This window comes from Bacillus sp. 1A, from assembly GCF_052682215.1.
In genome coordinates, this window is the sequence record NZ_JBQYLZ010000001.1 from 452679 (window position 1) to 475142 (window position 22464).

Below are 22464 nucleotides of genomic sequence, written 5' to 3' on the forward strand. Positions count from 1 at the left end.
GGTTTACTTAGCAGTTTTACCTTCTTTACGACGAACAACTTCGCCTTCGTAACGAATACCTTTACCTTTATAAGGCTCAGGAGCACGTACAGCACGGATGTTAGCAGCAAATTCGCCAACACGTTGCTTGTCGATACCTTTGATTACGATTTTAGTTGGTACAGGTACTTCAACTTCAAGACCTGCTTCCGGAGTCATTTCTACTGGATGAGAATAACCTACGCTTAATACAAGTTTATCTCCTTGTTTTTGAGCACGGTAACCAACACCGACTAATTCAAGTCCGCGTGCGAAACCTGTAGTTACACCTTCAACCATATTTCCGATTAAAGCACGAGTTGTACCGTGTAATGCACGGTGTTCCTTCTGTTCAGATGGACGCTCAACTGTTAGTGTATTTTCTTCAATTTTGATAGACATATCAGCATTGAATTTACGAGTTAATTCACCTTTAGGGCCTTTTACTGCTACAGTATTGTCTTCTGCAATTGTAATAGTAACACCTGCAGGGATTTCAAGAATCTTTTTACCAATACGAGACATGTGGTCACACCTCCGTTCGTTTTAAATATATATTACCAAACGTATGCTACTACTTCTCCACCAGTTTGTAATTGACGAGCGTCTTTGTCTGTCATTACTCCCTTAGATGTAGAAACAAGAGCGATACCTAATCCGTTAAGTACACGTGGTACTTCATCAGCTTTAGCGTAAACGCGTAAGCCAGGTTTACTGATACGTTTTAATCCAGTGATTACACGTTCATTGTTTGCACCATATTTCAGGAAAATACGAAGGATACCTTGTTTGTTATCCTCGATGTATTCTACATCACGAATGAAACCTTCACGTTTTAAAAGTTCAGCGATCTCTTTTTTGATTTTAGAAGCAGGAACCTCTAATTTCTCATGACGTACCATGTTCGCATTACGGATGCGAGTAAGCATGTCTGCAATTGGATCTGTCATCACCATGTGTTTTACCTCCTTCCCATTTGTGGGTTTTACCAACTAGCTTTTTTAACACCAGGAATTTGACCTTTATATGCAAGTTCACGGAAACAAATACGGCAAAGCTTAAATTTGCGGTATACAGAATGCGGACGACCGCAGCGTTCGCAACGTGTATACTCTTGTACTTTAAACTTAGGAGTACGCTTTTGTTTCGCTATCATAGATTTTTTAGCCACGTTTTCGCCTCCTCTACTTAGCGTTGGTTTCCATTATTTTTGGAATGGCATACCGAATTGTGTTAAAAGTTCACGAGCTTCTTCATCAGTTTTCGCTGTAGTAACGATTACGATGTCCATACCGCGGACTTTGCTTACTTTATCATAATCAATCTCAGGGAAGATAAGTTGCTCTTTAACACCTAAAGAAACTGATACTAATTTGTCGAAGAACTCATACATTTTCCCACGCACCGATTGGCATCGGAAACCAATGATTTTTTAGCACGAGTTACAACAGGTTTTTGACCTGCGATTTGTGTTAATTCTTCTACTGCACTAAAGCACTTGAAGCCTACGCCAGTAGGTTCACCTGTTTTCGGATCTAAAACCATAACGCGACGGTTATTAATTTATCATATAATAACCATTAACGTCAACACTTTTTAATAAAAAATTCTTTTCCTTACATAACGCATACACTCTTCTGCATTAGCGACTCTTCGAAACAAACAAAAAATGATTTTATATCTTTCTTCCATCGCCTTTTTTACAACGTCATGAATACGTTCATCTTCAAAATCAAATAACAGTTCTTCTAACTCTCTCTTCAATATGTATTCCATTTCTTTTTTCTCTTCTTTTGTTAACATAAACCCAAGCAAATCATCACCTCAATCATTTCTTACAAAGCAATAAACGTTACGCTCATTTTCACTTATCAAAATCCTATCATTCATTATATCCACTGCTTACGATATTAATCCTTTGTTCTCTTTTTAATATTTAAAGCATATATGTAACTGAAAAGGATTGGACAAAGGGGCGTAATATTATGTTTTTCTTTTTTATTACGAGTAAACGAGCTTTTAAACACATTAGCTTAATAGTGATACTTTCCTTATTTACAGCATGGCTTCTCTTTTTGAAAACATATTCACATGAATCTGCTTTTTCAACTGCGACAGGACCTAAAGTTATTTACAAAGGAGACACCTCTAAAAAACAAGTTGCATTCACGTTTGATATTAGTTGGGGAGACAAAAAAGCAATTCCAATCCTTGATACACTTAAAGAAAGAGACATTAAGAATGCAACTTTCTTCGTTTCTGCTGCATGGGCAGAAAGACACCCTGATGTTGTTGAACGCATCATAAAAGATGGACATGAAATCGGTAGTATGGGCTATAATTACACGTCCTACACTTCTCTAGAGGCAAATGAAATACGAAGAGATCTTTTACGAGCACAAGATGTTTTTACAAAACTTGGTGTGAAACAAGTCAAACTATTACGTCCACCTAGTGGAGACTTTAACAAAGCAACACTTAAAATAGCAGAATCACTCGGATACACCATCGTCCATTGGAGTAATAACTCAAACGACTGGAAAAACCCAGGTGTAAACAATATCGTTTCCAATGTCTCTACTAATTTAAAAGGTGGAGATATCGTCTTATTACATGCATCCGATTCTGCCCTTCAAACAAATAAAGCTTTACCACTGCTTCTGCAAAAATTAAAGAGTGACGGATATGAGCAAATATCGGTATCACAACTTATTTCTAACACAAGTACAAAAAGTAAAGATGTAAGGTAATTCTTTTCCCTCGTGCCTTTACACATAAAAAGCTCTACTACCTATCATTAAGGTAGTAGAGCTTTTTTCATCCCGATACTTATATTCGTACAACCACCCTGCATAAAAACTCAAAAATCTCTCTTACTTAAGCCGACTTACTCGCCTTTCCAATTAAACGATGTAATATAAGTAACTGATATGCATTACATAATAAAAGTGGTATCACCATTAAATACAACCAATCTGTGTCATTAATACGAAGCGCTGGCACCCACTCAAGAATTGTTACAACAACCATAAAGAACAAAGCGGGCACAAATGCCTTTCTATTCGTTTCTTTACTTTTTATGTAAGCAACAATCGCCCCAAACATAAATAATACACCTGCAACAAGTATGTTATTCCCTAACGAAACTTCCCCATTTGCAATCAATATGGATCTTAAATACACGAAATCAAATAAAACGAATGCAATAAAGAAGAGCTGGACTGCATTCCATAAAGAAGGTGACCTAAACATCCCCAGTCCAAAACGATGGATTGTTAAATAGGCAAAGAACCCCATTTGACTTATAACACTAAAAATAAATCCTACACCCATCAACCAGAAGGAAACTGCTAAAATCTCCTTTCCGTCGAAATCTTGAAAAAATTTAACGTACTTGTCCCACTCCAAAACAAATCCAATAATGACCGTGCTAATCCCACCAAGAAACAACGTCGTAAAAAACAGTCGTACCCACTTGCGGCTATTCACAACACATCCCCCATTATCCTTATATTTCTAATTAAATTGTATCAATGACAATTTCAAAAAGCTAGCCATGTTCATGTATAAATTCCTTAAAGATATTTATATTAAAAAGAGAGAACTGTGTTGAAAGGAGTTCCAACTTATGAAACGGATGCTGCTCATTTTGACTTCTTCTTTTCTATTTCTTGTACTTGTAGCATGTGCACAAGGAAAAGAAGCAAAGTCCGAACTTGATTACGATCAAACGAAGAAAATGATTGTTGATATTTTAAAAACCGATCAAGGTAAGAAAGCCATTCAAGATGTGTTAACTGATGAAAAAATGAAACAAGCACTCATACTAGATGAAACAGTAGTAAAGAAAACGATTGAAGATGCAATGGTATCCGACAAAGGGCAACAATTCTGGGAAAAGCTCTTTAAAGACCCTGAGTTCTCATCGAAATTCGCTAAAAGTATGGGAAAAGAACAAACAACCTTAATGAAAACATTACTAAAAGACCCTGAATACCAAGCAGGCGTTATAGAAATTATGAAAAACCCTGAAGTAGAAAAAATGATGTTACAAACAATGAAGAGCAAAGAATACCGCCAATATTTACAACAAGTACTAACCGAAACTGCCGAAAGCCCACTCTTCCAAGCTAAGATGATTGATATTATTAGTAAAGGTGTACAAAAGGCCGAAAAAAGTGGATCTGATAAAAAAGAAGCAGGCGGTGAAGGTGGTTCCCAAGACGGTAAAAAGGAGCAACAGTAAAAATAATAATTATAATAATGAGTGGACAATATATGTATCGTCCACTCATTATTATTTTATTTTTGCGCGACAGCTATTTTATCAATTACTGTCTCAGCTATCGTACGATAAATAAGACCCGTCGTATGTGTATCTTCATATACTGAAGGCGCAAAGTCATCTTTATTCCAATCAGGTTGTTGAAGCGGGATTCGGCCAAGTACTTCTGTTTGAAGTTCTGTAGCTAATTTATCTCCTCCACCTCTTCCAAACACATATTCTTTTTCACCAGTTGTTTTACTTTCAAAATACGCCATATTTTCAACAACACCAAGAATACTATGTTCTGTACGTAAAGCCATGGCTCCAGCACGCGCTGCCACAAATGCCGCTGTTGGATGTGGCGTTGTTACAATAATCTCTTTACAAGCTGGCAACATTGAATGTAAGTCTAGCGCAACATCACCTGTACCCGGTGGTAAATCTAAAACTAAATAGTCTAAATCGCCCCACTCTACTTCTGTAAAGAAGTGATTTAACATTTTCCCAAGCATAGGGCCTCTCCAAATAACCGGTGCATTATCTTCTACAAAGAATCCCATTGAAATTACCTTTACACCTAGACGCTCCACTGGAATGATTCTATCCCCTCTTACAACAGGACGTTTTTCTATCCCCATCATATCCGGTACGCTAAAACCATAAATATCAGCATCAATGATACCAACCTTTTTACCTAAACGAGCTAAAGCAATGGCAAGGTTAACAGAAACTGTTGATTTTCCGACTCCACCTTTTCCACTCGCCACTGCTAAAAATATTGTTTTTGAATTTGGTGACAATAAAGATTCAGTTTGCTCTTCTTCCTGTTCCGGTGCAAACTGAGCTAATTCCTCTTCTGTAAATTCTGCAAAGCGAAGCCCTACTGTTGCTGCCCCTAGTTCTTTTACTAACTTTACAATTCCAGATTGCAATTGCATTTGTTCCGCTGTACCGGTTTTTACAATTGCAATTTTAACACTTACATGTTCCTTCTCAGGCTTAACTGTTACCTCTTTAATTGCACCTGTTTCTTTTAACGTTTTATGTAAAAACGGATCTACAATCCCTTCTAACGCTTCCACTACTTGCTCTTTCGTTACCATAGTTAGCCCAGCCCCCTGTATGAAAAATAACGTAATGTTAATTAAATGTATCTCTCTTTATTTTTGAAATAAATGCGTTTACATTTCCAGTATAACATATTTTCGGAAAACTTCGTTAACGAGAGAAACTCAAAAAATCCTCCTTATTCTGGAGGATTCCCTTTTTCCGTGAAATAACGTAATATACCACGATATACTGCAGCCGCTACCTTTTGCTGATATTTCTCCGAATTTAACATATACCTTTCGTTTACATTCGATAAAAAGCCAGCTTCAATTAAAGCACCTGGTGTTTTCGCATACTTTAATAAATACACATGAGAAATTGTTTTAGCAGAACGATTCGTATTCTCTAAACTCGTTCTCAATTCAGCTTGTATAAATTTCGCAGCACGTTCATTTTCAACCGAAGAACGGTAGTAGAACGTTTGTGCGCCTTTCGATCCACTGCTAGTTAAAGCATTTAAATGAATACTCGCAAAAAAGTCTACATCAGGCTTATTAATAATCTCTACACGCTTTTTTAAATCCTCTGCTTTACGTCTACTATATGATTTTGTATCTTTCTGAGCTAAATCATAATCTCCCTCACGTGTTAAAATAACTAGTGCACCTTGTTCTTGTAAGTAATCTTGTACCTTCTTTGTAATCTCAAGCGTAATATCTTTTTCTATAATATCTTTTCCACCAACAGCCCCTCCGTCTGGCCCACCATGCCCAGCATCCAATACAATCACTTTCCCCGATAAGGGTAAATTCCAAGCTCGCCACGATTTTGTAATTTGAAATTCTTGTTTAACTAAAAAAAACAAAACAACCGCAGCGAGTGCAAAAGAGATAATTCGAATTCTCTTCATACCTTTCCTCCTCCAGCTAGTCCCTCTAATTACTTATATGGGACAAGAGGAAAGTTTATGCTTGTCTTAATGAAGCTTTAATCGATATCTTCTTTCACCTTTTTCATATCCTTCCTGCCACCATAAGCCGATAAACTGCTGGCAAGATTCAAAAAGTAATTCCTCATCTTGTAACTTAATTTCCCGCATAGTCATGCTCGTTAAAAATTGAAATAGTGTTTCCGTTAATTGTTGCTCTTCTTCTAAGGCTCTATATTTTACATCAAAGAATGATTCACCATAATAACCAAACTTACTGTATCTCGCTCCTAATAAATACGATTCTATCCCTAATTCAATACAGTAATCTTCATACTGACGATGAAGTTCCTGCATCTGAAAGGCATCCCTAATATTTGAACGTAATGTTTTTAATGATAATTCTCGCAGCATCTTCCGTTCATATTTCAACTGCTTTTCTTTTTGTTTTTCTTGTAAGCTGACAATGACATTCATAGTACTTATAAACCTCCCTAATACGTATTAGTCTAAACTTCTAAAGAAGAAGCATACGCGAGAGAATAGCACTAAAATATTCCAAACTACAAAAATTACAAAAGAGGAATGAAACATAAAAACCCCAACCAAAATGGTTGGGGTTTGTAGTTCGCAAAAATTAACGTTTTGAGAACTGAGGTGCACGACGTGCGCCTTTAAGACCGTATTTTTTACGCTCTTTCATACGTGCGTCACGAGTTAATAGACCTGCACGTTTTAGTGTTAGACGGTATTCTGGATCAGCTTTTAATAAAGCGCGAGAAATACCGTGACGAATAGCACCAGCTTGACCAGTGTATCCACCACCATTTACGTTTACAAGTACATCGTAGTTACCTAAAGTTTCTGTTGCAACTAGAGGTTGTTTCACTACTTCACGTAATGCAGCAAATGGGATATAGTTTTCAAAATCACGACCGTTAATGATAACGCGTCCTTCGCCTGGAACTAGGCGTACGCGCGCTACTGAACTCTTACGACGTCCAGTGCCATAGTATTGAACCTGTGCCAAAGTAAGCCCTCCTTTAATTGATTATCCGCGAAGTTCGTAAACTTCTGGTTTTTGTGCTTGGTGTGGATGCTCTGCTCCAGCATACACGTTTAATTTCTTAGATACTTGACGTCCTAAACGTCCTTTTGGAAGCATCCCTTTAATTGCAAGCTCTAACATTTGTACAGGGTAGTTTGTACGCATTTCTAGAGCTGTTCTTTGTTTAAGTCCACCTGGGTGGTTAGTGTGACGGTAGTAAATTTTATCGTTTAATTTATTACCTGTTAAATGAATTTTTTCAGCGTTAATAATAATTACATGATCACCCGTGTCAACGTGTGGTGTAAATGTAGGTTTGTTTTTACCGCGTAAAATAGATGCTACTTCAGTAGATAGGCGACCTAAAGTTTGACCTTCAGCATCAACCACATACCATTTACGCTCAACTTCGTTAGCTTTTGCCATAAAAGTCGTACGCATGTGTTTCCCTCCTCGTTATCTTTTCCATAGAAAAAATCTATTGTTTATCTTAAACACGATTTCCTTCCGGGGCTAATCGTGGTTTTAGAAACAATACCATATGTTATGATATACTTTTGAGTTTCTAATGTCAAGCAAATGTTACACCAGGATTAGTTGTTATAGTTTACCTGCCATAAGTAAAGTCCATGACCTGGAGCCATCTTTCCCGCAAACTGACGATTTTGTTTCGCTAAAATCTCTGGAATGCTATCAGGATCAAGCTTTCCTTGCCCTACGCTAAGTAACGTACCAACAATAATTCTGACCATATTATATAAAAATCCATTACCTACAAAACGAAAAATTAATTCATCGCCTTGCTCAATTAACTCAATTTCATAAATCGTTCGCACTTTATCTTTTTTGTCAGTTTTTGCCGAACAAAAAGAAGTGAAATCATGCGTTCCAATAAAATAAGGAATCGCTTTTCTTATAGAGCTTATTTCGAGCGGATATGGATATTGATATACGTAATTTCTACGGAATACATCCGCAGTCTTTGATAATAATACACGATAACGATATTCTTTTCTCTCGACACCGTAACGCGCATGAAATTCTTCTGTTTTTTTCTCTACCTGTTTGATAACAATATCATCTGGCAACATTGTGTTTAATGCATTACTCCATTGCCACTCTTCAAGAGACAACGGTGTATCAAAGTGTATGACTTGTCCTTTAGCGTGAACAGTAGAATCCGTTCTGCCCGATGCCTGAACACGAACAAGTTCTCCTTTATGCAATTTCTGCAAAGCTTTCTCAATCTCTTGTTGAACAGTACGATGCTGCGGCTGAATTTGATAACCACAAAAATGCATGCCATCATATGCAACCGTACATTTTATTCTATCCATTTCTCTATTCTCCATTACGATCGCACCCATGCCAAAATACAAGCTAAACAAAGTAAGCTTATAATCGTTACTGTATCGCTTGTTTTCCAGCGTAGTTGCCTAAATTTAGTACGTCCTTCGCCATTTTGATACCCACGTGCTTCCATAGCAATTGCTAAGTCCTCAGCACGCTTAAAAGCACTGATAAATAGAGGAACGAGTAGTGAGATAATAGCTTTTATCCTATCTTTTATCGGTCCTCCTGCGAAATCAATACCACGTGAAGCTTGTGCCTTCATTATTTTACTTGTTTCATCCATTAATGTTGGAATAAAACGAAGAGAAATTGACATCATTAATGCGATTTCATGAACAGGAACTTTTATACGTTTCAACGGCTTTAATAACGTCTCCAAACCATCTGTAATCTCAATAGGTGTCGTCGTTAACGTTAATAATGTCGTCATTAAAATAATAACGAAGAATCGTATAGAAATGTATATCCCTTGCTCTAATCCTTTTTCATGTATCGAAAACCAACCAAGCTGGAATAGTACTTCCCCTTCTTTATTTGTAAAAATATGCAGGAAAAATGTAAAAAGAAAAATCCATAGAATTGGTTTTAAGCCCGAAAGTACATAACGAATCGGCACTTTTGCAAAAAATAAAGCAATGAGTGCATATAAAAATAAAAATCCATATGAAATCGCATTATTTGCTAAGAAAACAACAAATACATATAAAAAGACAATCAGCAGCTTCGTACGTGGATCAAGTTGATGAATAAGAGACTTCCCTGGAATATATCTTCCAATAATCAACTGCTGCATGATTCATGACCACCTTTTCGTAACACCTGCACAACTTCATGAGTAAGATCCTCTAAAGATAAGGTAGCCTTTGGGATTGAAATGCCAAACTTCTCTTCAATTGCACGTTTATACTTTAAAGACATAGGAAGATCCACGCCAATTTTCTCTAGTTCATCAGCATGTGAAAATACTTCCTCTGCACTTCCTTGCAAAAAGACCGTTCCTTTATGCATGACTACAATCTGCTCCGCATACTTAGCAGCATCCTCCATATTATGTGTTACTAGGATAACTGTAAGACCTTTTTCCTTATGCAGCTTATAAAACATCTCCATAAGTTCATTCTGCCCTTTTGGATCTAGTCCTGCTGTAGGTTCATCTAATACAAGCACTTCGGGTTCCATCGCCAATACACCCGCTATCGCAACACGCCTCATTTGCCCACCACTTAACTCAAACGGTGAACGTGTTAACAGTTCTGGCTCTAACCCTACAAGTTCAATTGCCTCTCTTGCCTTTTGCTTCGCTTCTTCTACAGATATCCCAAAATTAGTAGGGCCGAAACAAATATCCTTCTCCACAGTCTCTTCAAACAACTGATGTTCTGGGAATTGAAAGACAACCCCTACCTTTTTACGTAGTGGCTTTAGCTTTTTTTCTTTCTTTCCTGCCGAAATGAAATGTTCACCAATTTGAACTGTGCCATTCGTCGGCTGCAATAAACCATTTAAATGTTGAATCATCGTCGACTTACCTGAACCAGTATGACCGATAATGGCATAATAGCCCCCACTTGGAAACGACACGTCTACATCATAAAGTGCGCGTCTTTCAAATGGAGTTTTATATTGATAACGATGTTCTACTTTTTGGAATGTAATCTCCAAAGTCCGTTCACCAAGCTTTCCATTGTAAGATGCGTATTTTGCAAGAGAATTTCATTTCTTTTTAATAATTCTGCTATTTTCACTGAAAATGGTACATCTAATCCAATTTCTTGGAGCATATGAGAGGACTTGAATATTTGCTTTGGAGTCCCTTCCTCTAATATTTCTCCCTTATTTAAAATAATGACACGGTCTGATTGCGCCGCTTCTTCTAAATCGTGCGTAATTGATAACACTGTAATACCTTTTTGATTAACAAGTTGTCTAACCGTTTCTACTACTTCACGTCTCCCTTGAGGATCTAGCATTGACGTTGCTTCATCTAATATCAAAATAGATGGCTGAAGTGCTAAAACGCCTGCTATTGCCACTCGCTGCTTTTGCCCACCAGATAACGAATGAGGTTCATCATTAAGAAAATCTTCCATACGGACAAGTTTGAGGGCCTGATCTAATCTTTCTACCATTTTCTCTCTTGGCATTCCGATATTCTCTAAGCCAAAAACAACGTCGTCTTGCACTGTCGTTCCAACAAATTGATTATCTGGATTTTGAAATACCATCCCAATTTGTTTTCGAACATCCCATACCGTTTCCTCTGATAAAACCATTGTATCATTTACTGTAATAGTCCCTGCTTCTGGCAAAAACAAACCATTCAATAATTTTGCAAGTGTAGACTTCCCTGAACCGTTTTGTCCAATAACAGATACCCATTCTCCCTCATACAAGGAAAATGAAACATCTTTTAATGCATAAGTGGCTGCCCCAGGATATTGAAATGATATATTCTCTGTCCGAAGTTTCTCTTTTTTCAATACAAGGCACCCTTTCCTTCGCCAAGTTAGCCTATTTTTATATTTAAAAAAAAGGGCCATGACCAGTTTCTTGAAAAGAACTGTCCTGCCCTTTTAATTATCATTATACTAACTCGATAATTACCATTGGTGCTGCGTCTCCGCGACGTGGACCAATTTTTGCAATACGAGTGTATCCGCCTTGGCGCTCAGCATAGCGTGGAGCTACATCAGCGAATAATTTTTGAAGTGCATCTTGACCAGTCTCAGCGTTAGCTACTTCATTGCGAATGAAAGCTGCTGCTTGACGACGAGCATGAAGATCTCCGCGTTTACCTAAAGTGATCATTTTTTCCACTACAGAACGAAGTTCTTTTGCACGAGTTTCTGTCGTTTGGATGCGCTCGTTGATAATTAAATCAGTAGCTAAATCACGTAACATAGCTTTACGTTGCGCACTTGTACGGCCTAATTTTCTGTATGCCATTCGTAGTTCCCTCCTTTGTTGATGGGTTTAAATCCTCAGTCGTCTTTACGTAAACCTAAACCTAATTCCTCAAGTTTATGTTTAACTTCTTCTAAGGATTTACGTCCTAAGTTACGAACTTTCATCATATCTTCTTCTGTTTTGTTCGCAAGCTCTTGTACAGTATTAATTCCTGCACGTTTTAGGCAATTATAAGAACGAACAGAAAGATCTAGTTCTTCGATAGTCATCTCAAGAACTTTCTCTTTTTGATCTTCTTCCTTCTCGACCATAATCTCAGCATTTTGTGCTTCATCAGTTAAACCAACAAAGATATTTAAATGCTCAGTTAAGATTTTGGCACCTAAAGAGATAGCTTCTTTTGGCCCGATGCTTCCATCCGTCCATACATCAAGCGTAAGCTTATCATAATTAGCCACTTGTCCGACACGTGTCTTTTCCACTTGGTAAGTCACACGTGATACTGGAGTATAAATAGAATCAATAGGAATTACTCCTATTGGTTGATCTTCGCTTTTATTTGCATCAGCTGGCGTATACCCACGGCCACGCTTTGCAGTTAAACGCATGCGGAAATGCGCATTTTTTGCTAACGTTGCAATGTGTAAATCTGGATTTAAGATTTCTACATCACTATCGTGAGTAATATCAGCAGCTGTGACAATACCTTCGCCCTGCACATCAATTTCCAACGTCTTCTCTTCTTCAGAGTAGATTTTAAGAGCTAACTTTTTCAAGTTTAAGATGATCGTCGTAACGTCTTCTACTACGCCCTCAACTGTTGAAAATTCATGCAATACGCCATCGATTTGGATAGCAGTAACAGCGGCACCAGGGAGTGAGGATAAAAGAATACGACGTAAGGAGTTACCCAAAGTAGTACCATATCCACGCTCAAGCGGTTCAATTACGAATTTACCATATTTAGCATCTTCGTTAAGTTCAACCGTTTCGATTTTCGGCTTTTCGATTTCAATCATTAACTAAACCCTCCTTCAAAACGTCGAAACCCCGGTTAAACAAAGGGATACCCCCTGTCTAACCGAAAGTCCCCCTTAGGCAGTTCCCGATTGTGCACAACAAGCGATGTTTCTGTACGAAATTTCTCGATAATGCATCATATCCATTATAGACAAAAGGGAAAATTCTATACAGAAAAATTACACACGACGACGTTTTGGTGGACGACATCCATTATGAGGAACTGGAGTAACATCTCTAATTGCTGTTACTTCTAGACCTGCAGCTTGAAGAGCACGAATTGCAGCTTCACGACCAGCACCAGGACCTTTAACAGTAACCTCTAAAGTTTTTAAACCGTGCTCCATTGCAACTTTAGCAGCAGCTTCAGCAGCCATTTGCGCAGCGAATGGAGTAGACTTACGAGATCCACGGAAACCAAGTGCACCAGCACTAGACCAAGAAAGTGCGTTACCATGAGTATCTGTAAGTGTTACGATTGTGTTGTTGAAAGTAGAACGAATATGAGCTATACCAGCTTCAATATTCTTTTTCACACGTTTTTTACGAGTGTTTGTTTTACGTGCCATTGTTAGTTCAACCTCCTTTACTTATTATTTCTTTTTATTTGCTACTGTACGACGTGGACCTTTACGTGTACGAGCATTGTTTTTAGAGTTTTGACCACGAACTGGTAAACCACGACGGTGACGAAGACCACGGTAAGAACCGATCTCCATTAGACGTTTAATGTTAAGAGATACTTCACGACGAAGGTCTCCCTCAACTTTAATACTATCGATGATATCACGGATACGTCCTAGTTCGTCTTCCGTTAAATCACGAACTCGTGTTTCTGAAGAAATACCAGCTTCAGTTAGAATTTTTTCAGCAGTTGTGCGACCAATGCCGAATACGTAAGTTAAAGAAATAACAACGCGTTTGTCTCGAGGAATATCTACACCTGCGATACGTGCCATTCTGAATGCACCTCCTTCTGATTAACCTTGTTTTTGTTTATGTTTAGGGTTTTCACAAATAACCATTACTTTTCCACGTCTACGAATAACTTTACATTTTTCGCAGATTGGTTTAACTGACGGTCTTACTTTCATGTCTCGAACCTCCTTAAAGATTACGGAGTGCTATATTATTTAAAACGGTACGTAATACGACCACGATTTAAATCGTACGGAGATAATTCTACCGTAACTTTGTCTCCTGGTAAAATACGAATGAAGTTCATACGGATTTTACCAGAAACGTGAGCCAATACGACATGCCCATTCTCTAATTCTACTTTGAACATAGCATTTGGCAACGTTTCAAGAACGGTACCTTCGACTTCAATTACATCATCTTTAGCCATTCAATAGTTCTCCCTTCTTCAAATCAGTAACATTTTACACTGCTCTGAAATCCCGGAGAGCCAGCTACTTATAAAGTGGTAAGGATTTCGTATCCTGCTTCTGTAAGAGCAATCGTGTGCTCAAAGTGTGCACACCATTTACCATCTACCGTTACCACTGTCCAGTCATCAGATAGTGTTTTTACATATCGTCTTCCTTGATTCACCATCGGCTCAACACAGATGACCATTCCCGGCTTTAATCTAGGGCCTCTATTTGGTGGACCATAGTGCGGGATTTGAGGGTCCTCATGTAAGTCTTGCCCGATTCCGTGACCAACATACTCCCTAACGATCGAGAACCCATTCTCTTCAGCATGGGTTTGAACCGCATGTGAGATATTTGATAATCTTTCGCCTGGTTTTACTTGTTCTAGACCAAGATACAACGATTTTTCTGTGACATCAAGTAGCTTTTGAACAGATTCAGAAATGTTTCCAACTGGATACGTCCATGCAGAATCTCCATGGTACCCATTGTATTTCGCACCAATATCGATACTGATGATATCGCCCTCTTCGAGCTTGCGCTTCCCTGGAATTCCGTGTACAAGCTCTTCATTTACAGAAGCACATATGCTCCCCGGAAATCCGTTGTATCCTTTAAAAGATGGCGTAGCACCATATTTTTGAATCGTCTTTTCCGCTATTTGATCGAGCTCTTTCGTTGTAATTCCTGGAGTAATATGCTGTTTCAACTCTTGATGAGTTAAAGCAACGATCCTGCCAGCTTCTCGCATGATTTCTATCTCGCGAGGAGTTTTGCAGATGATCATTACGCTAAGCCTCCGATGAGAACATCGATATCAGCAAATACTTTATTGATATCTTGCTCACCATTAATGCTTTGTAAGTAACCAAGCTCCTCGTAGAAATCAAGCAAAGGTTTTGTTTGCTTAATATTTACATCTAAACGATTTGCCACAGTTTCTTCATTGTCATCAGAGCGTTGATATAATTCGCCACCACATTTATCGCACACATCAGCTTTTGCTGGTGGATTGAATTCTAAGTGGTAAGTCGCACCGCACTCTTTACAAATGCGACGGCCTGTAAGGCGTGTTAATAACAACCCTGAATCCACATTAATGTTTAAAACATAGTCGATTTTTTTACCAAGATCTTTCATAATCTCTTCAAGAGCTGATGCTTGTGCAACAGTTCGTGGGAAACCGTCTAGTAAGAAACCTCTTACGCAGTCTTCTTGACTTAAACGTTCACGAACGATTCCGATTGTAACTTCATCTGGAACAAGTGCACCTTTATCAATAAAAGATTTTGCTTGTAGACCCATTTCAGTTTCAGCCTTCATAGCTGCACGGAACATATCTCCTGTTGAAATGTGAGGGATGTTATACTTGGCAACAATCTGTTCGGCTTGTGTACCTTTACCAGCACCAGGAAGCCCCATTAAAATTAAGTTCATCCTTGTTCCCCCTCAGAGTACATGAGCATGTAGGGAAGACAATTCTTCCCACTTACTCATTGCTTGATAAACCCTTTGTAATGGCGTTTTACCAGTTGACTTTCTAGCTGCTTCATTGTTTCTAAAGCAACGCCGACAACGATTAACATACTCGTTCCACCAATCTGTGCAGATGGAGGAAGATTTCCCAATTTTGTAAAGATAACTGGTAAGATTGCAATCGCTGCTAGGAAAATTGATCCTACAAAGGTCAAACGATACAAGATTTTTGTTAGATATTGTTCCGTATTCTTACCCGGACGAATACCTGGAACATATCCACCTTGTTTGTTTAGATTCTCTGACATTTGCTCTGGATTAACCTGAACAAACGCATAGAAATATGTGAAGGCTACAATGAGCGCAACATATATGATCATTCCCACTGGGTGAGAATAGTTAAAGTTTGCAATGATCCACTGCGATACATCATGATTCGGGAAGAACTGTGCAATAGTTGGAGGCGTAATTAAGAATGAAACAGCAAAAATGACTGGAATAACACCCGCACTATTTACCTTAAGCGGTAAATGTGTGTTTTGTGCTCCAGCATGATTCCCATTCCCTCCCGTTACACGCTTCGCATATTGAATTGGGATCTTTCTAACAGCCTGTTGAATGAAAATAACACCAACAATAACCGCTAGCACAGCTAGTAAGATCAATGCAACTTTAACGATACTCATGAACAATTGATCTCCGATATTTTGAAACTGTTGTTGATACACTTGAGATATAACACTTGGGATCGCTGCGGCAATACCGCCAAAGATAAGGATGGAAATACCATTACCTACACCTTTAGCTGTAATCTGTTCACCTAACCACATTAAAAATGCAGTACCAGCAGTCAGTACCGTAGCAATGTATAAATAAGTGCTCCAACCAGGATTCAAAATTAATTGCCCACCTACCATACCGTTAAAACCGATTGACATACCAAACCCCTGAATAAACGCAAGAACAATTGTAAAGTAACGCGTGAATTGCGTTAGTTTACGACGGCCCATTTCACCTTGCTTCGACCATTCCGAAAATTTAGGAACAACATCCATCTGCAATAATTGCACGATGATGGATGCTGTAATATACGGCATGATTCCCATCGCGAAGATGGAGAAGTTTTTCAAGGCGCCACCGCCAAATGTATTTAGGATACCTAAGGCATTTAATTGATCTTGTGCTTTCAGTACGTCTCCATTTGTAAATGGCACTGGGATAAACGTGCCAATCCTGAATACGATTAACATCGCTAAAGTGAATAATATTTTACGTCTTATCTCAGCAACGCGCATAAAGTTGGAGATTGTACGAAACATTAGATCACCTCAACTGATCCGCCAGCTGCTTCAATTGCTTCTTTAGCACTTGAAGAGAACTTGTGCGCTTTAACAGTTAATTTTTTCTCTACTGCGCCGCTTGCAAGAATTTTAACACCGTCGTTTAACTTGCTGATAACGCCAGTTTCCAGCAATAATTCAGGTGTTACTTCTGTACCATCTTCAAAACGATTTAACGTTGATAAGTTTACAATAGTAAACTCTTTACGGTTAATGTTTGTGAAGCCGCGTTTTGGTAAACGACGGAATAATGGAGTTTGACCACCTTCGAAGCCAAGACGAACACCGCCACCAGAACGTGCGTTTTGTCCTTTATGACCTTTACCAGCAGTTTTACCGTTACCAGAACCGATACCACGACCGACACGGTTACGTACTTTACGAGAACCTTCTGCAGGTTTTAATTCATGAAGTTTCATTCCCAGGCACCTCCTTATATTAATGAGTTATCCTTAAGCTTCTGTTACAGTTATAAGGTGAGAAACTTTGTTGATCATACCAAGAATAGCAGGAGTTTCTTCCTTAACTACAGTTGAATTCAACTTTTTAAGACCTAAAGCTTCTACCGTCGCACGTTGATCTTGTGGACGACCAATTACACTACGAGTGAGGGTAATTTCTAACTTTTTCGCCATTTGTTTTCCCTCCTTAACCTAGTAGCTCTTCTACAGATTTACCGCGTAATTTTGCAACATCTTCAGCGCGCTTAAGTTCGCTTAATCCGTTCACAGTAGCGCGAATCATGTTGATTGGTGTGTTAGAACCAAGAGATTTCGAAAGAATATCTTGTACACCAGCTAATTCAAGTACCGCACGAACAGGTCCACCAGCAATAACACCAGTACCTTCAGCAGCAGGTTTTAAGAATACTTCACCAGCTCCAAAATGACCGTTGATTGTGTGTGGAATTGTTGTACCAACTAATGGTACAGCGATTAAGTTTTTCTTAGCGTCTTCGATAGCTTTGCGGATTGCGTCTGGTACCTCTTGTGCTTTACCAGTACCGAATCCAACATGACCGTTTTTATCGCCAACTACAACTAGTGCAGCAAAGCGGAAACGACGACCACCCTTAACAACTTTCGCGACACGATTTATCGTAACTACACGTTCTTCAAGTTCTAATTTACTTGGGTCAATGCGATGCATCAATTTTCCCTCCTTTGACCATTAAAATTGTAATCCAGCCTCACGAGCAGCCTCAGCTAGAGCTTTAACACGGCCATGGTATAAGTAACCACCGCGATCGAATACTACTTCTTTAACGCCTTTCTCTACAGCACGCTTAGCAACTGATTCTCCTACTTTCGTAGCAGCTTCAGTATTGCTAGTACCGTTAAGAGCAAGGTCTTTATCAAGAGTAGATGCACTTACTAACGTTACACCATTTACATCATCAATAACTTGAGCGTAAATATGTTGGTTAGAACGGAACACGTTTAAACGTGGACGTTCTGCAGTACCAGTAAGTTTAGCACGTACACGTGCATGTCTTTTCTTACGAGTCGCATTTTTATCAGCTTTAGTGATCATTCTTGTCACTCCTTTCTCTCACCTAACGGGTTTACTTAGCAGTTTTACCTTCTTTACGACGAACAACTTCGCCTTCGTAACGAATACCTTTACCTTTATAAGGCTCAGGAGCACGTACAGCACGGATGTTAGCAGCAAATTCGCCAACACGTTGCTTGTCGATACCTTTGATTACGATTTTAGTTGGTACAGGTACTTCAACTTCAAGACCTGCTTCCGGAGTCATTTCTACTGGATGAGAATAACCTACGCTTAATACAAGTTTATCTCCTTGTTTTTGAGCACGGTAACCAACACCGACTAATTCAAGTCCGCGTGCGAAACCTGTAGTTACACCTTCAACCATATTTCCGATTAAAGCACGAGTTGTACCGTGTAATGCACGGTGTTCCTTCTGTTCAGATGGACGCTCAACTGTTAGTGTATTTTCTTCAATTTTGATAGACATATCAGCATTGAATTTACGAGTTAATTCACCTTTAGGGCCTTTTACTGCTACAGTATTGTCTTCTGCAATTGTAATAGTAACACCTGCAGGGATTTCAAGAATCTTTTTACCAATACGAGACATGTGGTCACACCTCCGTTCGTTTTAAATATATATTACCAAACGTATGCTACTACTTCTCCACCAGTTTGTAATTGACGAGCGTCTTTGTCTGTCATTACTCCCTTAGATGTAGAAACAAGAGCGATACCTAATCCGTTAAGTACACGTGGTACTTCATCAGCTTTAGCGTAAACGCGTAAGCCAGGTTTACTGATACGTTTTAATCCAGTGATTACACGTTCATTGTTTGCACCATATTTCAGGAAAATACGAAGGATACCTTGTTTGTTATCCTCGATGTATTCTACATCACGAATGAAACCTTCACGTTTTAAAAGTTCAGCGATCTCTTTTTTGATTTTAGAAGCAGGAACCTCTAATTTCTCATGACGTACCATGTTCGCATTACGGATGCGAGTAAGCATGTCTGCAATTGGATCTGTCATCACCATGTGTTTTACCTCCTTCCCATTTGTGGGTTTTACCAACTAGCTTTTTTAACACCAGGAATTTGACCTTTATATGCAAGTTCACGGAAACAAATACGGCAAAGCTTAAATTTGCGGTATACAGAATGCGGACGACCGCAGCGTTCGCAACGTGTATACTCTTGTACTTTAAACTTAGGAGTACGCTTTTGTTTCGCTATCATAGATTTTTTAGCCACGTTTTCGCCTCCTCTACTTAGCGTTGGTTTCCATTATTTTTGGAATGGCATACCGAATTGTGTTAAAAGTTCACGAGCTTCTTCATCAGTTTTCGCTGTAGTAACGATTACGATGTCCATACCGCGGACTTTGCTTACTTTATCATAATCAATCTCAGGGAAGATAAGTTGCTCTTTAACACCTAATGTGTAGTTCCCACGACCATCGAATGATTTCTTAGAAACACCACGGAAATCACGTACACGTGGTAAAGAAACTGATACTAATTTGTCGAAGAACTCATACATTTGCTCGCCGCGTAAAGTTACTTTCGCACCGATTGGCATACCTTCACGAAGACGGAAACCAGCGATTGATTTTTTAGCACGAGTTACAACAGGTTTTTGACCTGCGATTTGTGTTAATTCTTCTACTGCATTGTCTAAAGCTTTTGAGTTAGATACCGCGTCACCAACACCAGTGTTGATTACGATCTTTTCGATTTTCGGTACTTCCATCACAGATTTATAGTTAAACTTGCTCACTAGAGCAGGAGTAATTTCCTTTTGGAACTTCTCTTTAAGGCGATTCAATGAAGTGACCTCCTTTCTTAAGAAAATTATTTATCTAATAATTCACCAGATTTTTTTGCAATACGAACTTTTTTACCATCTTCTACTTTGAAGCCTACGCGAGTAGGTTCACCTGTTTTCGGATCTAAAACCATAACGTTAGAAACGTGAATAGGTGCTTCTTTAGTAATAATTCCACCTTGTGGATTTAATTGAGATGGCTTAGAGTGTTTTTTAACGATGTTAACACCCTCAACGATAACACGGTTTTGCTTTGGGAAAGCCACAAGGATAACGCCTTGTTTTCCTTTGTCTTTTCCAGTGATTACCTGTACTTTATCACCTTTTTTTACATGCATCTTAATTCTGCACCTCCTTAGCAAGGCAATACCTTAAATTATAGAACTTCTGGAGCTAAAGAAACGATCTTCATGAAGTTGCTATCACGTAATTCACGAGCTACTGGTCCGAAGATACGAGTACCACGTGGGCTCTTATCGTCTTTGATGATAACCGCTGCGTTTTCATCAAATTTAATATAAGAACCGTCCGGACGACGAGCTCCGCTCTTCGTACGTACCACTACTGCTTTAACAACGTCACCTTTTTTAACAACGCCACCTGGTGTTGCTTGTTTTACCGTAGCAACGATAATGTCACCAATGTTAGCATATTTACGACCAGAGCCGCCTAATACTTTAATTGTTAAAAGTTCACGTGCACCAGAGTTGTCAGCAACTTTCAAACGAGATTCTTGTTGGATCATGTTATGAAACCTCCCTTCGGACTAAAAATTCCGATTCGTCTATTTAGATAATAACCGCTTCTTCAACGATTTCAACTAAACGGAAACGCTTAGTAGCAGAAAGCGGGCGAGTTTCCATGATTTTAACGATATCGCCAAGTTTCGCTTGGTTTTGCTCATCATGGGCTTTGTACTTCTTAGAATACTTAACACGTTTTCCGTACAAGGAATGAGTTTTGTAAGTTTCAACTAAAACTGTAATCGTTTTGTCCATTTTGTCAGACACAACACGACCAGTATAAACTTTGCGTTGGTTACGTTCGCTCACTATGCAAACCTCCCCTCAATTTATCGATTAATTCCGATCTCTCTTTCACGAACTACAGTTTTCATACGAGCAATTGCTTTACGCACTTCACGAATGCGAGTTGGATTCTCTAATTGTCCTGTAGCAAGTTGGAAGCGAAGATTGAACAATTCTTCCTTTAAAGCTTTAACTTTTGTTTCGATTTCGGCAGTGGTTAATTCACGAATATCATTAGTTTTCATTAGATTCACCACCATTTTCTTCACGTTTTACGAATTTACATTTCACAGGTAACTTGTGAGCTGCAAGACGTAATGCTTCGCGTGCTACCTCTTCAGATACACCCGCGATTTCGAACATAATTTTCCCAGGTTTTACTACTGCTACCCAGCCTTCTGGTGCCCCTTTACCGGAACCCATACGTACTTCTAGAGGTTTTGCAGTGTAAGGTTTAGAAGGGAAAATTTTAATCCATACTTTACCGCCACGTTTCATGTAACGAGTCATTGCACGACGAGCAGCTTCGATTTGACGGTTTGTAATCCATGAAGCAGCTTGTGCTTGTAAACCGAATTCACCGAAAGCAATTTCAGTTCCACCTTTTGCACGACCACGCATTTTACCACGATGCTCTCTACGATATTTTACGCGTTTTGGCATTAACATATTATTTTCCTCCTTCCTCAGAAGCTTTCTTTTTTGTAGGAAGGACTTCTCCACGGTAGATCCATACTTTTACGCCTAATTTACCGTATGTTGTATCAGCTTCAACTGCTGCATAGTCAATATCAGCGCGAAGTGTATGAAGTGGAACAGTTCCTTCACTGTAAGATTCTGCACGAGCGATATCAGCTCCGCCAAGACGACCAGAAACCTGTGTTTTAATACCTTTAGCACCTGCACGCATAGCACGTTGAATAACTTGCTTTTGTGCACGACGGAATGATACACGGTTTTCTAATTGACGAGCGATGTTTTCGCCTACTAATTTAGCGTTAAGATCAGCTCTCTTAACTTCTAAAATGTTGATGTGTACACGCTTGCCTGTTAATTGGTTAAGAGCTTTACGAAGTGCTTCAACTTCAGTACCACCTTTACCAATTACCATACCAGGTTTTGCAGTGTGAATTGTAACATTTACACGATTTGCTGCACGTTCGATTTCTACTTTAGCAACAGCAGAATCTTTTAAGCGTACAGTAATGTACTCACGGATTTTGATGTCTTCATGTAGTAATGTAGCATAATCTTTCTCTGCGAACCAACGAGATTCCCAGTCACGGATAACGCCGACACGAAGACCAATTGGATTAACCTTTTGACCCAT

The 22464-nt window shown here is 38.9% G+C and carries 39 protein-coding genes and 1 pseudogene; 2 read left to right on the top strand and 38 right to left on the bottom strand.

What is annotated here, in order from left to right:
* Positions 1-3: 3 nt before the first annotated feature.
* From rplF (ACUN0F_RS02435) to ACUN0F_RS02455, 5 genes and pseudogenes are all read right to left on the bottom strand, one after another.
* Positions 4-543, bottom strand: a complete 540-nt coding sequence (gene rplF / locus ACUN0F_RS02435; RefSeq protein WP_000086550.1) for a 50S ribosomal protein L6 — start codon at positions 541-543, stop codon at positions 4-6.
* A gap of 32 nt (positions 544-575) precedes the next feature.
* Positions 576-974: a 30S ribosomal protein S8 gene (gene rpsH, locus ACUN0F_RS02440; RefSeq protein ID WP_000245511.1), complete on the bottom strand. Its 399-nt coding sequence runs from the start codon at positions 972-974 to the stop codon at positions 576-578.
* Positions 975-1003: 29 nt separating this feature from the next.
* The gene (gene rpsN, locus ACUN0F_RS02445; RefSeq protein ID WP_001085700.1) at positions 1004-1189 is read right to left on the bottom strand and encodes a 30S ribosomal protein S14; all 186 of its coding nucleotides are present in this window, start codon (positions 1187-1189) and stop codon (positions 1004-1006) included.
* 33 nt (positions 1190-1222) lie between these two features.
* Positions 1223-1509, bottom strand: a pseudogene (gene rplE / locus ACUN0F_RS02450) (50S ribosomal protein L5); the annotation flags it as partial.
* 105 nt (positions 1510-1614) lie between these two features.
* Positions 1615-1833 carry a hypothetical protein gene (locus tag ACUN0F_RS02455; RefSeq protein WP_000900297.1) on the bottom strand — a complete coding sequence of 73 codons (219 nt, stop codon included), beginning with the start codon at positions 1831-1833 and terminating at the stop codon, positions 1615-1617.
* Positions 1834-2003: 170 nt separating this feature from the next.
* Between ACUN0F_RS02455 and pdaB the strand changes: the two genes are divergently transcribed.
* Entirely contained in the window at positions 2004-2768 is a 765-nt protein-coding gene (gene pdaB / locus ACUN0F_RS02460; protein ID WP_000464699.1) for a polysaccharide deacetylase family sporulation protein PdaB, read from the top strand.
* Positions 2769-2895: 127 nt separating this feature from the next.
* Here the strand turns inward: pdaB and kbaA are convergent, their stop codons facing one another.
* Entirely contained in the window at positions 2896-3507 is a 612-nt protein-coding gene (kbaA, locus tag ACUN0F_RS02465) for a KinB signaling pathway activation protein KbaA (protein WP_046953859.1), read from the bottom strand.
* Positions 3508-3646: 139 nt separating this feature from the next.
* On the opposite strand from kbaA, the gene gerD reads away from it, so the two are divergent.
* Positions 3647-4264: a spore germination protein GerD gene (gerD, locus tag ACUN0F_RS02470; RefSeq protein ID WP_046953858.1), complete on the top strand. Its 618-nt coding sequence runs from the start codon at positions 3647-3649 to the stop codon at positions 4262-4264.
* A gap of 56 nt (positions 4265-4320) precedes the next feature.
* Here gerD and ACUN0F_RS02475 read toward each other — a convergent pair whose 3' ends face one another.
* The 32 genes from ACUN0F_RS02475 to rpsC form a co-directional block, all read right to left on the bottom strand.
* The gene (locus ACUN0F_RS02475; protein WP_264463002.1) at positions 4321-5388 is read right to left on the bottom strand and encodes an Mrp/NBP35 family ATP-binding protein; all 1068 of its coding nucleotides are present in this window, start codon (positions 5386-5388) and stop codon (positions 4321-4323) included.
* 143 nt (positions 5389-5531) lie between these two features.
* The gene (gene cwlD, locus ACUN0F_RS02480) at positions 5532-6245 is read right to left on the bottom strand and encodes an N-acetylmuramoyl-L-alanine amidase CwlD (RefSeq protein WP_000822446.1); all 714 of its coding nucleotides are present in this window, start codon (positions 6243-6245) and stop codon (positions 5532-5534) included.
* A 66-nt stretch (positions 6246-6311) separates the two neighbouring features.
* Positions 6312-6740 carry a YbaK family protein gene (locus ACUN0F_RS02485; RefSeq protein WP_001101006.1) on the bottom strand — a complete coding sequence of 143 codons (429 nt, stop codon included), beginning with the start codon at positions 6738-6740 and terminating at the stop codon, positions 6312-6314.
* Positions 6741-6900: 160 nt separating this feature from the next.
* Positions 6901-7293 carry a 30S ribosomal protein S9 gene (rpsI, locus tag ACUN0F_RS02490; protein WP_000079986.1) on the bottom strand — a complete coding sequence of 131 codons (393 nt, stop codon included), beginning with the start codon at positions 7291-7293 and terminating at the stop codon, positions 6901-6903.
* Between the two features lie 21 nt (positions 7294-7314).
* Positions 7315-7752 carry a 50S ribosomal protein L13 gene (rplM, locus tag ACUN0F_RS02495; RefSeq protein ID WP_001260795.1) on the bottom strand — a complete coding sequence of 146 codons (438 nt, stop codon included), beginning with the start codon at positions 7750-7752 and terminating at the stop codon, positions 7315-7317.
* Positions 7753-7904: 152 nt separating this feature from the next.
* Positions 7905-8648: a tRNA pseudouridine(38-40) synthase TruA gene (gene truA, locus ACUN0F_RS02500; protein ID WP_033662614.1), complete on the bottom strand. Its 744-nt coding sequence runs from the start codon at positions 8646-8648 to the stop codon at positions 7905-7907.
* Between the two features lie 14 nt (positions 8649-8662).
* A complete protein-coding gene (locus ACUN0F_RS02505; RefSeq protein ID WP_001186519.1) occupies positions 8663-9457 on the bottom strand; it encodes an energy-coupling factor transporter transmembrane component T family protein in 795 nt (264 codons plus the stop codon).
* The gene (locus ACUN0F_RS02510) at positions 9445-10326 is read right to left on the bottom strand and encodes an energy-coupling factor ABC transporter ATP-binding protein (protein ID WP_000406512.1); all 882 of its coding nucleotides are present in this window, start codon (positions 10324-10326) and stop codon (positions 9445-9447) included. The genes ACUN0F_RS02505 and ACUN0F_RS02510 overlap by 13 nt, the downstream gene beginning before the upstream one ends.
* Positions 10302-11144, bottom strand: a complete 843-nt coding sequence (locus ACUN0F_RS02515; RefSeq protein ID WP_445539101.1) for an energy-coupling factor ABC transporter ATP-binding protein — start codon at positions 11142-11144, stop codon at positions 10302-10304. Before ACUN0F_RS02515 ends, ACUN0F_RS02510 begins: the two co-directional genes overlap by 25 nt.
* Before the next feature lie 103 nt (positions 11145-11247).
* A complete protein-coding gene (gene rplQ / locus ACUN0F_RS02520) occupies positions 11248-11610 on the bottom strand; it encodes a 50S ribosomal protein L17 (protein WP_000331490.1) in 363 nt (120 codons plus the stop codon).
* 35 nt (positions 11611-11645) lie between these two features.
* Positions 11646-12590, bottom strand: coding sequence for a DNA-directed RNA polymerase subunit alpha (locus ACUN0F_RS02525; protein ID WP_000569644.1), 945 nt, complete (start codon positions 12588-12590; stop codon positions 11646-11648).
* Between the two features lie 180 nt (positions 12591-12770).
* Complete coding sequence (rpsK, locus tag ACUN0F_RS02530) at positions 12771-13160, bottom strand: 30S ribosomal protein S11 (protein ID WP_000101797.1); 390 nt, start codon at positions 13158-13160, stop codon at positions 12771-12773.
* Between the two features lie 24 nt (positions 13161-13184).
* The gene (gene rpsM / locus ACUN0F_RS02535; RefSeq protein ID WP_000090791.1) at positions 13185-13550 is read right to left on the bottom strand and encodes a 30S ribosomal protein S13; all 366 of its coding nucleotides are present in this window, start codon (positions 13548-13550) and stop codon (positions 13185-13187) included.
* Positions 13551-13571: 21 nt separating this feature from the next.
* The gene (rpmJ, locus tag ACUN0F_RS02540; protein ID WP_000868344.1) at positions 13572-13685 is read right to left on the bottom strand and encodes a 50S ribosomal protein L36; all 114 of its coding nucleotides are present in this window, start codon (positions 13683-13685) and stop codon (positions 13572-13574) included.
* Positions 13686-13720: 35 nt separating this feature from the next.
* Complete coding sequence (gene infA / locus ACUN0F_RS02545) at positions 13721-13939, bottom strand: translation initiation factor IF-1 (protein WP_001029884.1); 219 nt, start codon at positions 13937-13939, stop codon at positions 13721-13723.
* Between the two features lie 68 nt (positions 13940-14007).
* Positions 14008-14754: a type I methionyl aminopeptidase gene (map, locus tag ACUN0F_RS02550; RefSeq protein ID WP_000582534.1), complete on the bottom strand. Its 747-nt coding sequence runs from the start codon at positions 14752-14754 to the stop codon at positions 14008-14010.
* Entirely contained in the window at positions 14754-15404 is a 651-nt protein-coding gene (locus ACUN0F_RS02555) for an adenylate kinase (RefSeq protein WP_001048998.1), read from the bottom strand. Before ACUN0F_RS02555 ends, map begins: the two co-directional genes overlap by 1 nt.
* Before the next feature lie 56 nt (positions 15405-15460).
* Entirely contained in the window at positions 15461-16762 is a 1302-nt protein-coding gene (secY, locus tag ACUN0F_RS02560) for a preprotein translocase subunit SecY (protein WP_000490119.1), read from the bottom strand.
* Complete coding sequence (gene rplO, locus ACUN0F_RS02565; protein ID WP_000766083.1) at positions 16762-17202, bottom strand: 50S ribosomal protein L15; 441 nt, start codon at positions 17200-17202, stop codon at positions 16762-16764. The genes secY and rplO overlap by 1 nt, the downstream gene beginning before the upstream one ends.
* Positions 17203-17235: 33 nt before the next feature.
* Positions 17236-17418, bottom strand: a complete 183-nt coding sequence (gene rpmD / locus ACUN0F_RS02570; protein ID WP_001085232.1) for a 50S ribosomal protein L30 — start codon at positions 17416-17418, stop codon at positions 17236-17238.
* 13 nt (positions 17419-17431) lie between these two features.
* Positions 17432-17932, bottom strand: coding sequence for a 30S ribosomal protein S5 (gene rpsE / locus ACUN0F_RS02575; protein WP_000554646.1), 501 nt, complete (start codon positions 17930-17932; stop codon positions 17432-17434).
* A 21-nt stretch (positions 17933-17953) separates the two neighbouring features.
* Positions 17954-18316: a 50S ribosomal protein L18 gene (rplR, locus tag ACUN0F_RS02580; RefSeq protein ID WP_000628818.1), complete on the bottom strand. Its 363-nt coding sequence runs from the start codon at positions 18314-18316 to the stop codon at positions 17954-17956.
* 31 nt (positions 18317-18347) lie between these two features.
* Complete coding sequence (gene rplF, locus ACUN0F_RS02585; RefSeq protein WP_000086550.1) at positions 18348-18887, bottom strand: 50S ribosomal protein L6; 540 nt, start codon at positions 18885-18887, stop codon at positions 18348-18350.
* Between the two features lie 32 nt (positions 18888-18919).
* Positions 18920-19318: a 30S ribosomal protein S8 gene (gene rpsH / locus ACUN0F_RS02590; protein WP_000245511.1), complete on the bottom strand. Its 399-nt coding sequence runs from the start codon at positions 19316-19318 to the stop codon at positions 18920-18922.
* A 29-nt stretch (positions 19319-19347) separates the two neighbouring features.
* Positions 19348-19533: a 30S ribosomal protein S14 gene (gene rpsN / locus ACUN0F_RS02595; protein ID WP_001085700.1), complete on the bottom strand. Its 186-nt coding sequence runs from the start codon at positions 19531-19533 to the stop codon at positions 19348-19350.
* Positions 19534-19566: 33 nt separating this feature from the next.
* Entirely contained in the window at positions 19567-20106 is a 540-nt protein-coding gene (rplE, locus tag ACUN0F_RS02600; protein WP_001080829.1) for a 50S ribosomal protein L5, read from the bottom strand.
* Between the two features lie 26 nt (positions 20107-20132).
* Positions 20133-20444, bottom strand: coding sequence for a 50S ribosomal protein L24 (gene rplX, locus ACUN0F_RS02605; protein ID WP_000558201.1), 312 nt, complete (start codon positions 20442-20444; stop codon positions 20133-20135).
* Between the two features lie 38 nt (positions 20445-20482).
* Positions 20483-20851: a 50S ribosomal protein L14 gene (gene rplN / locus ACUN0F_RS02610; protein WP_000615912.1), complete on the bottom strand. Its 369-nt coding sequence runs from the start codon at positions 20849-20851 to the stop codon at positions 20483-20485.
* A 43-nt stretch (positions 20852-20894) separates the two neighbouring features.
* Positions 20895-21158 carry a 30S ribosomal protein S17 gene (rpsQ, locus tag ACUN0F_RS02615; protein WP_000004106.1) on the bottom strand — a complete coding sequence of 88 codons (264 nt, stop codon included), beginning with the start codon at positions 21156-21158 and terminating at the stop codon, positions 20895-20897.
* Between the two features lie 20 nt (positions 21159-21178).
* Positions 21179-21379 (bottom strand): 50S ribosomal protein L29, encoded by a 201-nt coding sequence (gene rpmC / locus ACUN0F_RS02620; RefSeq protein WP_000855718.1) that lies wholly within the window; start codon positions 21377-21379, stop codon positions 21179-21181.
* Positions 21369-21803 carry a 50S ribosomal protein L16 gene (gene rplP, locus ACUN0F_RS02625; protein WP_000928969.1) on the bottom strand — a complete coding sequence of 145 codons (435 nt, stop codon included), beginning with the start codon at positions 21801-21803 and terminating at the stop codon, positions 21369-21371. The genes rpmC and rplP overlap by 11 nt, the downstream gene beginning before the upstream one ends.
* A 1-nt stretch (position 21804) precedes the next feature.
* Positions 21805-22464 (bottom strand): 30S ribosomal protein S3, encoded by a 660-nt coding sequence (gene rpsC / locus ACUN0F_RS02630; RefSeq protein ID WP_000529958.1) that lies wholly within the window; start codon positions 22462-22464, stop codon positions 21805-21807.